Source organism: Psychroserpens sp., assembly GCF_047633235.1.
Classification (GTDB): domain Bacteria; phylum Bacteroidota; class Bacteroidia; order Flavobacteriales; family Flavobacteriaceae; genus Psychroserpens.
Genome location: NZ_JBLIET010000002.1, coordinates 25,620 through 39,946, shown reverse-complemented (window position 1 = coordinate 39,946; position 14,327 = coordinate 25,620). Strand labels below are relative to the sequence as shown.

At 33.4% G+C, this 14,327-nt stretch carries 11 protein-coding genes; 5 read left to right on the top strand and 6 right to left on the bottom strand.

What is annotated here, in order from left to right:
- Positions 1–31: 31 nt before the first annotated feature.
- Both fbaA and ACJAZK_RS00790 read right to left on the bottom strand, forming a co-directional pair.
- Complete coding sequence (gene fbaA, locus ACJAZK_RS00795) at positions 32–1,099, bottom strand: class II fructose-bisphosphate aldolase (protein WP_415222133.1); 1,068 nt, start codon at positions 1,097–1,099, stop codon at positions 32–34.
- Positions 1,100–1,236: 137 nt separating this feature from the next.
- The gene (locus ACJAZK_RS00790) at positions 1,237–3,795 is read right to left on the bottom strand and encodes a BamA/TamA family outer membrane protein (RefSeq protein WP_415222132.1); all 2,559 of its coding nucleotides are present in this window, start codon (positions 3,793–3,795) and stop codon (positions 1,237–1,239) included.
- Between the two features lie 202 nt (positions 3,796–3,997).
- On the opposite strand from ACJAZK_RS00790, the gene ACJAZK_RS00785 reads away from it, so the two are divergent.
- Entirely contained in the window at positions 3,998–4,732 is a 735-nt protein-coding gene (locus ACJAZK_RS00785; RefSeq protein WP_415222131.1) for a TrmH family RNA methyltransferase, read from the top strand.
- 219 nt (positions 4,733–4,951) lie between these two features.
- On the opposite strand, the gene ACJAZK_RS00780 is transcribed toward ACJAZK_RS00785, so the two are convergent.
- Both ACJAZK_RS00780 and ubiE read right to left on the bottom strand, forming a co-directional pair.
- Complete coding sequence (locus tag ACJAZK_RS00780; RefSeq protein WP_415222130.1) at positions 4,952–5,665, bottom strand: porin family protein; 714 nt, start codon at positions 5,663–5,665, stop codon at positions 4,952–4,954.
- Positions 5,666–5,783: 118 nt separating this feature from the next.
- Entirely contained in the window at positions 5,784–6,515 is a 732-nt protein-coding gene (ubiE, locus tag ACJAZK_RS00775; RefSeq protein ID WP_415222129.1) for a bifunctional demethylmenaquinone methyltransferase/2-methoxy-6-polyprenyl-1,4-benzoquinol methylase UbiE, read from the bottom strand.
- Between the two features lie 120 nt (positions 6,516–6,635).
- On the opposite strand from ubiE, the gene trkA reads away from it, so the two are divergent.
- The 3 genes from trkA (at position 6,636) to ACJAZK_RS00760 (ending at position 10,145) form a co-directional block, all read left to right on the top strand.
- Positions 6,636–7,985 (top strand): Trk system potassium transporter TrkA, encoded by a 1,350-nt coding sequence (trkA, locus tag ACJAZK_RS00770; RefSeq protein ID WP_415222128.1) that lies wholly within the window; start codon positions 6,636–6,638, stop codon positions 7,983–7,985.
- A 96-nt stretch (positions 7,986–8,081) separates the two neighbouring features.
- Positions 8,082–9,575: a TrkH family potassium uptake protein gene (locus tag ACJAZK_RS00765; protein ID WP_415222127.1), complete on the top strand. Its 1,494-nt coding sequence runs from the start codon at positions 8,082–8,084 to the stop codon at positions 9,573–9,575.
- A gap of 315 nt (positions 9,576–9,890) precedes the next feature.
- Entirely contained in the window at positions 9,891–10,145 is a 255-nt protein-coding gene (locus tag ACJAZK_RS00760) for a hypothetical protein (RefSeq protein WP_415222126.1), read from the top strand.
- 1,075 nt (positions 10,146–11,220) lie between these two features.
- Here ACJAZK_RS00760 and ACJAZK_RS00755 read toward each other — a convergent pair.
- Together ACJAZK_RS00755 and ACJAZK_RS00750 are read right to left on the bottom strand one after the other, a co-directional pair.
- The gene (locus tag ACJAZK_RS00755; protein ID WP_415222125.1) at positions 11,221–12,405 is read right to left on the bottom strand and encodes a pyridoxal phosphate-dependent aminotransferase; all 1,185 of its coding nucleotides are present in this window, start codon (positions 12,403–12,405) and stop codon (positions 11,221–11,223) included.
- Between the two features lie 32 nt (positions 12,406–12,437).
- A complete protein-coding gene (locus tag ACJAZK_RS00750) occupies positions 12,438–13,532 on the bottom strand; it encodes a fatty acid desaturase family protein (RefSeq protein WP_028872471.1) in 1,095 nt (364 codons plus the stop codon).
- A gap of 138 nt (positions 13,533–13,670) precedes the next feature.
- Between ACJAZK_RS00750 and rsmG the strand changes: the two genes are divergently transcribed.
- Positions 13,671–14,300, top strand: a complete 630-nt coding sequence (gene rsmG / locus ACJAZK_RS00745) for a 16S rRNA (guanine(527)-N(7))-methyltransferase RsmG (RefSeq protein WP_415222124.1) — start codon at positions 13,671–13,673, stop codon at positions 14,298–14,300.
- Positions 14,301–14,327 lie beyond the last annotated feature (27 nt).

Sequence of the window (14,327 nt, the reverse complement as noted above, 5' to 3'; positions counted from 1 at the left end):
ATGATTTTAATTAGTAGTTAGTGGTGCAAAGTTATAAAGTATTTACATTATTAAGGTCTTCAAATGCCTTTTTTAAACGTTCAACGAATGATTGCTCTCCTTTTCTTAACCAAACTCTAGGGTCATAGTACTTTTTATTTGGGACAGTATCACCATCTGGGTTTCCAATTTGTTGCTTTAAATAGGCCTCTTTTTCTCCCATATAATCTCGAATACCACTCATAAATGCATATTGCATATCCGTATCAATATTCATTTTAATAACGCCGTAACCAATAGCTTCTCTAATCTCTTCTACTGTAGAGCCAGATCCGCCGTGAAAAACAAAATCAATATGATTATGTGGTAAATTATGCTTTTGAGACAAAAACTCTTGAGAATTTTTAAGAATTTTTGGTGTTAATTTTACGTTTCCAGGTTTGTAAACACCGTGTACATTTCCAAAGGCAGCAGCAATTGTGAATTGATCACTTACTTTGCTCAATTCTTCATAGGCATAGGCGACTTCTTCTGGTTGTGTGTATAATTTTGAATCATCAACATCTGTATTATCTACACCGTCTTCTTCGCCACCAGTGATTCCTAATTCTATTTCTAAGGTCATCCCCATTTTGCTCATGCGCTCAAGGTATGTTTTGCAAATCGCGATATTCTCTTCAATTGGTTCTTCAGAAAGATCAATCATATGAGAACTGTAAAGTGACTTACCAGTTTCTTTGAAATGTTGCTCACTTGCATCTAACAAGCCATCAATCCACGGTAATAATTTTTTTGAGCAGTGATCTGTATGTAAAATTACTGGAACACCATAAGCGTCTGCCATTAAGTGGACATGTTTAGCACCTGCAATACTTCCTGCAATTGCTGCTTTCTGGTGTTCGTTACTTAATCCTTTTCCTGCGTTAAATTGTCCACCACCATTAGAAAATTGAATGATTACTGGAGCATTTAAAGCTGCTGCGGTTTCTAGAACACCATTTATGGTATTAGAACCAATAACATTTACTGCTGGTAAAGCAAATCCTTTTTCTTTTGCTAAATTAAAAATCGCTTGAACTTCTTTTCCTGTAGCTACTCCTGGTTTTATGTTGTGACCCATGATTGTTTTTAGTTAAATGTTAAGTTTCAAAAATACATAAATTTTGAATAATTTTAATGGTTTTTACGAGTTTCATGGCATAGATATTTACGCAAACGTTATCGTTTCCGAAGAAAAAAAAGGGAGAAAAGATAGTATTAAAAAGGATAGTTGACTCCAATGTTGTAAACGGCATTATTAAAGTTGTACTCTTTAAACCAACGATCGCCAAGTGCTCTAGAAGGGTCGTAAGTTTTGAAACCAATATCACCTCTTAATACGAAGAAACTAAAGTCATATCGAATACCGAAACCAGAACCTACAGCAATATCTTTTAAAGAGTCAAAACCACCAAAGGTTGCAGCCTCATCATCTACGTTGTCAAAAACATTCCAAATGTTTCCTGCATCAACAAAAAAGGCGCCATTAAAACGTCCTAATAAATTGAAACGTTGCTCTGCACTCAATGTGATCTTTAAATTGGCCTCATTAAATTCATTGGTAGTTAATGAACTTCCTGGGCCTAAATTATAGGCGCTCCATGCTCTAATATCATTTGGTCCACCAGCAAAGAAACTTTTTGCAAATGGGATGTTATCTGAGTTGCCGTAAGGTATTGCAATCCCAAAATAAGTTCGAATTGCAAACTCGTTTTTTCTTCCCAGATCCCAATGCTTTACGTAGTCCATTTCTGCTTTTACAAACTGAGAGAATGGTACGTCAAAAACTTCATATTTGCCGTCTTGATTTTTACTAAGATCTAAAACGTTTGAGAGGTTAGATAGTAAATTTCCAGCAAGTTCTAAACGTAATTTAAGGATAGAGAAGTTTTTATCAAATAAGTTTTCTCGTCTATTTTTCACATAATTGAAACTAGAGGAGAAAATGAGGTTGTCTTCGGTAAGACGTTCTTTACGTTGCTTAATATTGTTAACGGTAATGAAGTCATCATCGGCTGTTGTAATTGAGGTGTTGCCACTAACCACCTCATTTATAAATTGATCTGCAGGATTAAAAGAGCCTCCTTCACTTGCAGGATCTCTCAGGGTTTCATCTGGACCTATAAAACCAATATTTTGTGCTATCGTGTTTAATCTTTCAAACGAGTTTTGATACACGCCAAAATAGTTGGCTGTATTAAGGTTTTTTACAAACTGTACATTCAATAAATCAACATTATTGGTTACTTTTTTTGAAGGGTACCAGTTGTAGTTTAAAGTTCCTGTTAATGCTTGTTTATCTAATCCAATATTTCGTTGACTAGTTGCGCTTAAATTGATTCGTGTGCTAGGTGACATGTACTTAGGAACAATTTTTTCTGTTTTAAAGGGGAGAAAAAACCGAGGAATACTCAACCTAATATTTCCACCAATTTCATTAATATCAAAAAACTGATCATTACTGTTAGAGGCATCTTTAGAAGACCCAATGGCGCCAAGTCCAGAAATTTCTAAAGTTTCTGCGCCTCTAAAGATATTTCTAATTAATAAACCAGTATTAAAGGCAAAACCTACGGTTTGTATATTACTTTGTGATATTTCAAAACTTGTTGTAAGCTCAAATTTTTTCTTCGGTACAAGGTATACGTTCGCAACTAAGGTCGAGTCTTGTTCATTAGGGACGTAGTCAATTCGCGGATATTTAAAAGCTTGTAATTCGCTTAAATAGCGATAGGTTCTGGTTCTATCAATATCTTTAAAGATGTTTCCTTTTGTAATAAACATGGCATCTGTAATCGCTTTAGGCCTGAATTTTAACTTATTGTAACTGTATATATTATAGTTTTTAAAGTTTACAGAGTCTGTTATTGTTGAATCTCGGTATTCATTTTTGTAATCTGTAAAAATATTAACATCCTTTATTTTATACCTTTTAAAAGGAACACGAGCTACTGAATCTTCATTTCTTATGGCTCTATCAGCAATGATTAAATCTGTATTAATTTTTTTATTAGTTCCCACAGTATCAATGTCAAAGGTGATGTAGTCTTGTCCAAAATAATAAAAACCAGAATTTCTAAGTTGTGTTGTTAATCGGTCTCGTTCACTAGCGTAATTGGCTTCATTATACTGCTGACCTTTTGAGATTAAGGAGCCTATCTTTAATTTAGAGTTGTACAATGAATCTATAATAGGAGTTTTTATGTTAGATTTAATTGAATCTAAAATATAAGGGTTTCCAGTAGTGACATTGTAGGTGACTTTTGCTCTTTGTGAACTGTCTTTTTCGGTATTAAAAGACGTTTTTACATCAAACCAACCCTTACTGAAATAATATTTTTTAAGTGCTAAGGCTGTTTTTTCTGCTCTAGTGTCCTTGTAGATTGCAGGCGCTTCTCCAGTTTTTATGAGCCAACTATTGAGGTTTTTTCTAGATTGGAGTTCTCTATAAAACTGTTTTTCTGAAAGTAATTTTGTTTTCCAAGCAACTTTTCTAGGGTTATCCAATACGTTTGCTTTTAAAATAGAATCGATATTTGGTCTTGCCAAATTGTAGATATGAACGCGTAATGGAGTGCCTAAAAGAGTACCGTTAGGTTTTTGGTATTGAAGGTTGTCAACAGTCTCAGTGGTGTTTTTCTTGTCATTAACCAAAACGGTATTACTTATCAATAAATACTCATCTTTTTTAACACGCTTCATGACATCGCAAGAGAATATCGTGCATATCAAACTAAAGATTAATAGTTTTAAACCGTTATATTTCAAAAGTTTCAAAAGAGAGAATGTTTGCATTTAAAATCAATTCAAATTTACAGTTTAAATACTATTTACCAATTGAATTGAAAGTAATAAATCTATAATGTCTTCAATTAATTTACGGGATGTTGTTTTCTAAAGCGAATAGGATAACAAATAATAGACCAAAAAAGTATTACTTTGTATTTTCGTTAAAACCACAAAAATTATAAGCTATTTTATGTTAACCAAAAGCCACATAAAGTTAATTACGAGTTTAAATCAGAAAAAGTTTAGACAACAACAACAACTATTCGTGGTAGAAGGAATAAAAGGCGTTAAGGAGTTTTTGAATTCAGAATTTAAGTTACATCTATTATTTTCTACGGACGCTATTTTTGACGCTGAGACGATACTGGTATCCGAAAAAGAATTACAAAAAATTAGTGGTCTAAAATCTCCCAATATTGCAGTGGCTATTTTTAATATTCCGACCATTCTGTCGAATGCTCAGGAGAAAAAAAACAGTGGGTCCAACGGATTAATTGTAGCTCTAGATGATGTTCGTGATCCAGGAAACTTAGGGACGATAATCAGGCTTTGCGATTGGTTTGGTATTAAGAACTTAGTCTGTAGCAATGCAACCGTAGATTGTTATAACTCTAAAGTTGTGCAGGCAACAATGGGGTCGTTAGCACGAGTTGATATTGAATATACAGATTTGGAAACGTATATTAAGGGTTATAAACATGACGTTTTTGGCACATTCATGGATGGAGATGAAATATATTCTAAAAACTTACCAGACTGTGGTATGATTGTAATGGGAAATGAAGCAAATGGAATTTCAGAATCTATTGAAAAACTGATAACTAAAAAGCTAAGTATCCCGAAGTTTGGTGATTTAAAAGCTACCGAAAGTTTAAATGTAGCCACTGCAACTGCTATTGTTTTGAGTGAGTTTAAACGGTCATAAACAGGTACAGTTTATAGTTTGAGTTGTAGAGGATATTGATATAGTGTCTGAATGATATTCAGGGCAACTTATGTTTCTTAAAATCTACAGGATTAATTTGTTTTTATGGTCTTAGGTCATTAGGGTTTTGGTAAGCATTGACGGCTAATGGTATTAATAGGAAGGCTTTGACTACAACAATAAGCACTGATAATTGCAACTAAAAATTGAAAACTTCTTTTATTGAAACGTAAAATTTAAGAAGACACCACGGGTTTTCATTGTAGTAACATTTCCAGTCCATGGGCTATTTGGATCTTCATCTCTAACTAATTCATCATTAAGCGCAAAAACACCACGAATAGAAGGTGTGAATTTAAAATACTGATTATAGAAATCGATTCCAAAGCCTAGTTCATAAAATAAAACGTTTTTCTTAGTTCTAAATTGACCTGCGGCATTATCATCTGGATTTTCCTCGTTACTGGATAAATTAAGAGCAGCAGAAACACCACCAATAATAAAAGGTTTAAAGTTATTAAACCGTTTGGTTGATACTTTTAATAATAAAGGAAAATGAACATATGTTGATTTTACTTCGCGCATTAAATCAGAACTATTAGGTTCTAAACCCTCAAAATAAACAGGATCATATTGTAAATTTCTAGTCGTAATAAATAAACCGGGTTCAAAGCGTAAATCTAGATAATCGTTAAGCCTAAGGTTAGAGACTAAACCAACACTAAAACCTGTACTGGTTTCTACCAAGATGTCTGGTTGATCTTGTTCGTAAGTAAATTGATAATCATAACTATTTAACCCAAGGTAAAAACCCCATGACAGTCTTTGCTTATCAAAATTTTCAATATTTTTTATTTTTTCCCTAGTAAATAATTGTGCTGAGGCACTCAGAGATATAAAAAACAGTATTAAAATTATAAGTACTCTTTTCATGTGTTTATAGGTATTGTTTTCAACGGTCACATGCTGATTGCTATTAATCATTTTCTTGGGTGATAATGCGTTCAACTTGCTCGTTTCATAAATATGATGATAATGACTTGTAAACACGTTACGCTTTAGACGCTGTATAAATTGAAGCGACACCTAAAGTTTGTGGTTGGTCTTGCACGTTAATAAACCCAATTTTACGTAAAATATTGTTTAAAACCTCACCATAAGGAAAAACAGATGCAGATTCTTGCAAATAGGTATAAGCAGATTGGTCTTTAGAAAAGAGTTTTCCTATCGTAGACATCACATACTTCGTATAGAATTTATAACCCTGTTTGAATGGCGTTTTGGTAGGTACAGAGGTTTCAAGAATGACAAATGTCCCCTTTGGTTTTAAAACTCTAAGAATTTCGGCTAGTCCTTTATCTAATGTTTCAAAATTTCTAACACCAAAAGCTACAGTTATGGCATCAAAGCTATTGTCTTCAAACGGTAAACTTTCAGAATCACCAACAACCATATGGATAAGCTTATCTAAATTTTTATTTTTAATCTTTTTTCTACCGACTTCTAACATTCCATTACTAATATCTAATCCAATAATTTCTTTGGCATTAGTTTTAGCTAAGCTAATGGCTAAATCGCCTGTTCCAGTGGCGATATCCAAAATGCGCTCTGGATTGGTTTTTGAGACAATAGCAACCACTTTATTTCGCCATTTGATATCAATACCAAAAGATATAACACGGTTTAAACCATCGTATTCTTTTGAGATGTTATCAAACATTTGAGCGACTTGTTGCTTCTTATTCAAATCACTATCCTTGTATGGAGTTACTTTTGAGGACATTTCTTTTTTTTGCAAATATACTCAAATCTAATAGTATTAAATAATCTAAGCTCTAATTTACAAAAGCATTAATGCCATAATAATGATGTATATTTGTATGTTTTTTTGAATAAAATTCCCATGAAAATAATTATTGCTGGAGCAGGAGAAGTTGGATTTCATTTAGCCAAACTATTATCATACGAGTCACAAGAGATTACCTTAATAGATACCGATAAAAATAGTTTAGCTTATGCAAGTGATCACCTAGATATTAGAGTCATTAAAGGTGATGTGACTTCAATTGCTATTTTGAGGGAAGCGAGAATTGATACGGCAGCTTTATTTATTGCTGTGACGTCCTCGGAAACTACAAATATTACAGCGTGTGTACTTGCCAAGCAATTAGGAGCTAAAAAAACGATTGCTAGAATATCAAATTCAGAGTTTTTAGATGAAGAGGATGATGTAGGGTTTACCAAGTTTGGTATTGACGAATTGATCTCACCAGAAAATTTAGCAGCAGCAGAAATAGAATTACTGCTCAATCAATACGGTTTTAATGATACCTATGAGTTTGAAGAAGGAAAGTTAACCATGTTGAGTTTGCGCTTATCTAGAACAGCTAGTTTTGTTGGTAAAACTGTTAGAGCAGCCGCAGAAGTGTTTCCAGAATTACATTTTGTACCTATTGCTATTCAACGTTTTGGAACACAGTATACAATCATACCAAGAGGTGATACCGAGTTTAAAGAAGGTGATAAAGTTGTTTTTATGACATCGAAAGGTGGAGATGAAGAACTGTTTGAGCTTTCAGGTAAGGTAAAAGCCGAGCTTAAAAATATTATGATTTTAGGTGGAAGTAAAATAGGCTATAAAACAGCCAAAGACCTCTGTGAAAGTAAATTTAAAGTCAAACTTATAGAAAGTAATAGTGAAGTTGCTTTTGAATGTGCAGATGATTTACCAAATGCACTGGTTATTAATGGTGATGGACGTAATGTTGAATTGCTTGATGAAGAAAACATTTCAGATATGGATGCCTTTATATCAGTTACAGGGAATTCTGAAACTAATATCATGTCTTGCCTAGTAGCAAAATCTAAAGGTGTTAAGAAAACAATAGCACTCGTTGAGAATATGGATTATTACCAGTTATCACAATCTATTGGTATCGATACTTTAATCAATAAAAAACTTCTTGCAGCCAATAATATATTTAGATATATAAGACGAGGAGAGGTAGTCGCAATGACTAAACTCACCAATATGAATGCTGAGCTGCTAGAATTTGAAGTGAATTCAAAATCAAAAATCACACAAAATAAAATTAAAGATTTAGATTTTCCGCGTTCAGCTATTATTGGAGGAGTCATTCGAGATGATATAGGACTTATTCCATTAGGGGATTTTAAAATTGAAATGGGAGACAAAGTCGTAGTATGTTGTTTACCTAGGTCGATAAGTCAAGTAGAACGCTTCTTTTTCTAATTACAAAACATGAAACAATCATTCTATACTTTAAAAGATCAAAGCCTTTGTTTTTTAAATGCTCCATGTGAACATCACAAAAGATAATACGAACACATGAAACTTAACTATAAAATCATTTTTCATTTCTTCGGCTTGCTCTGTCTTTTCAATGGTGGTTTTATGCTATTGTCTACAATTATAAGTCTTATTTATAAAGACGGAGTGACTCTAGAGCTGCTTAGTGCAGGACTCCTAGTTTTAGTTTTGGGTGGCGCTTTGATGTTTTTTACAAAAGAACACAAGAAGGAACTTAACAAAAGAGACGGTTATATTGTAGTGGCTTTTGGTTGGATTGTCATGGCCTTGAGTGGTACACTTCCCTATGTCATTACAGGAGCAATACCAGATTTCACAAATGCATTTTTTGAGACTATGTCGGGTTATACAACGACAGGAGCAAGTATTTTAAATGATATAGAAGCGATTCCAAAAGGGGTCTTGTTTTGGCGTAGTATGACGCATTGGATTGGTGGAATGGGAATTATTGTTCTCGCAATCGCTATTTTGCCATTGTTGGGTATTGGAGGTATGCAGCTTTTCGCTGCCGAAGCGCCTGGTCCAAATGCCGATAAATTACATCCAAGAATTACAGATACAGCAAAGCGTCTTTGGCTCATCTATTTTGGATATACCGCTGCCGAAACTATTTTGTTGCAAGTTGCAGGAATGTCCTTTTTTGATGCTATTAATCATTCTCTGTGTACGTTATCAACAGGAGGGTTTTCTACAAAAAATGCTAGTATTGCCTATTGGAATGGTCAGCCTGTAATACAATACATTATTATTGTATTCATGTTTCTAGCGGGAACAAATTTTGTTTTGAGCTATTTTGCTTTCAAAGGCAAAATTCAAAAAGCAATATTTGATGAAGAGTTTAAATTGTATTTTAAATTTATAGCACTTTTTACTCTTATCGCAGCATTCATTATCTATTTTAGAGCAGATTTTTCTATATCGTCTATTGATCATCCTATGGTTTTTGGAAAAGCCGAAGCGTCTTTTAGACATGCGTTATTTCAAGTGATTGCCATTATTACAACGACTGGTTTTGTGACTGCAGATTATACCTTATGGACGCCGTTTTTGGTAGTTTTCTTTTTTGGGTTGATGTTTTTAGGAGGCTCCGCAGGTAGTACTTCTGGTGGTGTAAAAGTCGTACGCCATATGATCATGATAAAAAATAGTTTTTTAGAGTTTAAACGTGCATTACATCCCAATGCTATTCTCCCTGTTCGTTATAATAAAAAAGCAGTTTCAGGAGATATTGTATTTAATATTCTAGGCTTTTTCGTCCTCTATATGTTGGCCTTTATCGTTGGTGCATTGGTGTTTTCTATGATGCAAATAGATTTTGAATCTGCAGTGGGTTTATCTGCTTCAAGTTTAGGAAATGTCGGTCCTGCGTTGGGTAATTTTGGGCCAGTAAATAATTATGCAGAGTTGCCAGCTTTAGGGAAATGGTGGGCTTCATTTTTAATGCTAATTGGTCGTTTGGAATTGTTTACAGTTTTGATCTTATTGACACCTTTTTTCTGGAGAAACCGATAGTCTAAGAGTTAAAGCATATAATAAGCTCAATACATCTTGCTTTTAAAGTTATCATCTTGTTTTTGCATAGCTAAAATTATGCTTTGAATTTTCGGCTTGTCGTAACTATGGATAATTCAATTTCTGTGTATAAGATTAGAGCTGTCAACGCGGATATCTCAAAATAATTTATAAATTTTTTTTCTTCGGAAACAGTAATATTCACAGGTATTTCCAGAGTTTTACGTTGGTTTTTAACGGTTTACAAATGAAGTGTATTGTAACATTTTATTGGACTACACGTCTTATTAGTGTAATCAATTAAATCAAATAATCATGGAATTAGTATTAACAGCACAAGAATTAGAGCCGTCGCCCATACTTAGATTAGAAACCGAATTTGTTAGACCAGAGGGTTTATTAAACTCTCATTATAAGTCGGTTGTAAATTATAATATACACCACGCAAATACAACATCAATCTTTGGTATTAAGCAACTCTTAAAAAGCAGAAAATATCAATTTACTTCAAGTATTGAAACACTCTTAAAACTGTCTGTGTTCGCAACAGTATTGGCGTTTATCTTATAACTCCAAAAATGTAAAAAGCTATTGGCCTTTAATTCGTTTCTGTTTCGAGCAATTGAAACACAATTCTAATTTACAGTAGTGATTTCAAACTTCATATAGGATAAACTATTATTACTAGACTTTTTAACTGATATTACTGAGCATTTACTCATATTATCTTTTACATTTTATTCAAGACGTTGCCGGCGTACGCAGGTGTGTGCGGTTTGATATACGTCAATATTGACAGTTGGATTGCTGGAAGATGTTTCAGTGTAAATAAAGATATTATGGGAATTTCATCAATGAATGCTACAATTAGTAATAATAGAAGTTTATTAAAGAATGGAAAACGCGTCCCGTTTACTAAAATGAATAGAGGATCTCGTAAAGAATTAAGTTATAAGCCTTATGTAATGCCAATGGTTTCCCCACATATTTTGAGACGTATTAGAATAAAAATTCGAAGAGAAAATAGAAGATACCTTATAAAGCAAATAATTATAGGTTTTGTGACTTTCGTTTCGATGATGTTATATATAATGTATGTAAGCAAATAAATATGGGAGGGGAAGGAGCAATGATGACCATGATTAATTCTTTAAAGACTAATAATCGAAGAAGGAAGAATCACTCAGCTTTTAATAAGGATAAGTCTAGAAGCTATAGCAAATAAAAATCTGTTTATGATTTTCCTGAAGCGACACCAGAAGCTTTGGAGAAGATCAAATCAAATATGATTAAAGAGCAAAAGGCGGATTGTATTAAGACTATTTTGATATTTATTTGCATCGTCGTGTTAATTTTAATTATTATAATTTAAAAACATATGCGTTTAGGAGAATCCATAATACGCTTATTAAAGAGTAATAATAGTATTAAACTCGATAAGTCTTCGAGGTTTATAAAAAAACTCTTGGAGACTATGAAAAGAGTAGAAAACCAGAATTTGATTTCCCTAAGGTAAGTCCAGAAGTATTGGAACACATACGATTAAAATCAAAAAAGGATTATAAGAGAATTCAGATTGTTTTTCTGTCTTTTTTATAATCCTTGTTATTATAGCTGTTTGTATAGTTTTTTACTTGGATACTCTTTAGCTCACAGCGTCTTTAATTCGTTTAATTGCTTCAATAATCTGCTCTTGTGACGCTGCATAAGAAATCCTAATACAGTCCGGATTTCCAAAAGCCACTCCAGTTACTGTAGCAACATTTGCATGCTCTAATAAAAACAATGAGAAATCTGTGGCATTTTCAATTTTATGTCCTTTTAAGACTTTTCCGAAGAAAGAAGAAATATTAGGAAATACGTAAAATGCGCCTTCTGGAACATTGGTTTTAAAGCCTTCAACTTCTTCTAGTAATCCAAGGATTAATTCCCGTCTTACTTTAAACTCGTCAACCATAAATTGTATGCGAGATGGCGACTCATTTAGAGCCGTAATCACCGCACGTTGAGCGATACAGTTTGCTCCACTCGTGATTTGGCCTTGCATCTTGGTACAGGCTCTTGCTATATATTCTGGAGCTCCAATGTAACCAATTCTCCAACCAGTCATAGAGAATGCTTTTGAGACACCATTTACGGTTACAGTTCTATCAAACATATCATCAAATTGTGCCATACTTGCATGACCACCAATAAAATTGATATGCTCATAAATTTCATCTGAAATAACGATAATGTTTGGGTAGTTTTGAAGCACATCTGCTAGTGCTCTTAATTCTTCGGTACTATAAACTGATCCACTTGGATTACAAGGTGAGCTGTACCAAATCATTTTAGTTTTTGGCGTGATTGCTGCTTCTAATTGCTGAGGTGTCAATTTAAAATCGTTTTCTATTGACGTTTTTACTTCAACAGGAACACCTTCATTAAGTTGAACGATGTCACTATAACTCACCCAGTATGGGCAAGGTAAAATAACTTCATCTCCTGTATTGATTAAAACCGCAGCGATATTTGCTAACGATTGTTTTGCACCTGTAGATACGACAATTTGAGAAGGCTTATAACTGAGATTATTATCTCTTTTGAATTTGGTAATTATTGCATCTTTTAATTCTCCATAACCATCAACAGGTGTGTATGAATTGTAGTTGTCGTTTACAGCTTGTATTGCTGCATCTTTAATATAGTCTGGTATGTTAAAATCGGGCTCACCCAAACTTAAACCAATAATATCTTTTCCTTCTGCTTTTAGCTCTCTTGTTTTAGCTGCCATAGCTAAAGTAGCAGACGTAGACATGTTTAAAACTCTTTCTGAAAGTAGGTTCATTGTGATTACTTATTTTTAAACTACAAATTACATTAAGCGATACTTGGCTTTCTGCCTAATTCTTTTAATTGCTGATAATGTTCAGAAATAGCGATCCAAATAGAATTGTACTCGTTGTAAGGTAAACTAAATTCATGAGCAGTTTCTCTTACTATTTTGGCTATATTTTTATAGTGAACATGACTTATATTTGAGAATAAATGGTGTTCAACTTGTCTATTTAAGCCTCCCGTGTAAAACTCGATAATCCAACTTTTAGGAGAGAAATTAGATGTCGTAAATAATTGGTGAATGGCCCAAGTATTTTTCATTGTTCCATTTTCATCAGGCATAGGCATTTCAGTATTTGGCATTACGTGTGCTAGTTGAAAGACGACGCTTAGAATAATTCCAGCGGTGTAATGCATAATTAGAAATCCTATTAAAACTTGCCACCAAGCATAACCCAAAACGATAGGTAAGACCACCCAAATAGAATAATATAATATCTTACCAATAATTAACTTCGTCCATTGTGCAGTAGGATTAGGGAAATCACCATAAGATAATTTTCTTTTAAGGTAGGTATAGGTTTGTTTGAAATCTGTTGTAATAGCCCAATTAACAGTTAATAAACCATATAGCAAAAACGCATAATATTTTTGATATTGATGTATTCTTAACCATTTAGAATGTTTCGAAAACCGAATTATTCTTCCAGCATCAATGTCTTCATCATGTCCTTGAATATTGGTATATGTATGGTGCAATACATTGTGTTGTACTTTCCAGTTATAATCATTACCAGCCAATATGTGTATGCTACTTCCCATTAGTCTATTGACCCATTTTTTACTAGAAAAAGAGCCGTGGTTTGCATCATGCATGACATTCATGCCTACGCCTGCCATTCCTATACCAATAACCATCATGCATATAATCTGCAACCAAGTTGGTAGATCAACTGTCAATAGTAATACTAATGGTCCAAGAAGTAATGAGAACATTATTATTGCTTTTATGTACAGCTTCCAGTTTCCTGTTTTTTTTATATTATTTTCTTTGAAATAGCCATTAACGCGCGTATTTAGCGTTCTAAAGAATTTAGCAGAGTCTGTTCTAGAAAAGGTTAAGGTTTGTTTAATCATGCTATTAATTTTTTGATACAAGGTGAAAAATCACATGTTTCTATTTTAGCAAAGATAATTAATAAAAGCTCTGCTAAGGATAATAAAATCTTAAAAATATCCACATAAAAAGACATACTTTTGTCAAAACCTTATTAAATGACGCTTATCCAAGAATATTTCCCAGATTTAACTGAAGATCAAATCCTACAGTTCAAAAAATTGGAAGACCTCTATAAAGACTGGAATTTGAAAATCAATGTCGTATCTCGAAAAGATATTGATGAGTTGTATCTAAGACATGTTCTACATTCTTTGGGTATTGCTAAGGTGGTTCATTTTAAACCTAATTCTAATATTCTAGATGTTGGCACAGGTGGTGGGTTTCCAGGAATACCTTTAGCGATTCTCTATCCAGAATGTCAATTTCATTTGGTAGATAGTATCGCAAAAAAAATAAAGGTGGTGAACGAAGTCGTTGAAGGCTTAGGGCTCACAAACGTTACAACTACACATAGCAGAGTAGAGGACATTAATGGACAATTTGATTTTATTGTGAGCAGAGCTGTAGCTGCGATGCCAACTTTTGTGCATTGGGTCAAAGGTAAAATTTCTAAAACGCAAAGACACGATCTTAAAAACGGGATTTTATATCTCAAAGGAGGTGACTTAACTCAAGAACTAGAACCTTACAAAACAGCCACTATTTATAAACTAGAAGCGTATTTTAAAGATGAGTTTTTTGACACTAAAAAAGTCGTGCATCTACCGTTAAAATATCGCGGGTAAAAGAAAAGCTTCATGACATTCATGAAG

Excerpts from the sequence above, each read along its gene's own strand:
- ACJAZK_RS00755 (WP_415222125.1), bottom strand. The coding sequence starts at position 12,405 with ATGAACCTACTTTCAGAAAGAGTTTTAAACATGTCTACGTCTGCTACT.
- fbaA (WP_415222133.1), bottom strand. The coding sequence starts at position 1,099 with ATGGGTCACAACATAAAACCAGGAGTAGCTACAGGAAAAGAAGTTCAA.
- ACJAZK_RS00765 (WP_415222127.1), top strand. The coding sequence starts at position 8,082 with ATGAAACTTAACTATAAAATCATTTTTCATTTCTTCGGCTTGCTCTGT.
- rsmG (WP_415222124.1), top strand. The coding sequence starts at position 13,671 with ATGACGCTTATCCAAGAATATTTCCCAGATTTAACTGAAGATCAAATC.
- ACJAZK_RS00750 (WP_028872471.1), bottom strand. The coding sequence starts at position 13,532 with ATGATTAAACAAACCTTAACCTTTTCTAGAACAGACTCTGCTAAATTC.
- ACJAZK_RS00760 (WP_415222126.1), top strand. The coding sequence starts at position 9,891 with ATGGAATTAGTATTAACAGCACAAGAATTAGAGCCGTCGCCCATACTT.
- ACJAZK_RS00780 (WP_415222130.1), bottom strand. The coding sequence starts at position 5,665 with ATGAAAAGAGTACTTATAATTTTAATACTGTTTTTTATATCTCTGAGT.
- ACJAZK_RS00785 (WP_415222131.1), top strand. The coding sequence starts at position 3,998 with ATGTTAACCAAAAGCCACATAAAGTTAATTACGAGTTTAAATCAGAAA.
- trkA (WP_415222128.1), top strand. The coding sequence starts at position 6,636 with ATGAAAATAATTATTGCTGGAGCAGGAGAAGTTGGATTTCATTTAGCC.
- ubiE (WP_415222129.1), bottom strand. The coding sequence starts at position 6,515 with ATGTCCTCAAAAGTAACTCCATACAAGGATAGTGATTTGAATAAGAAG.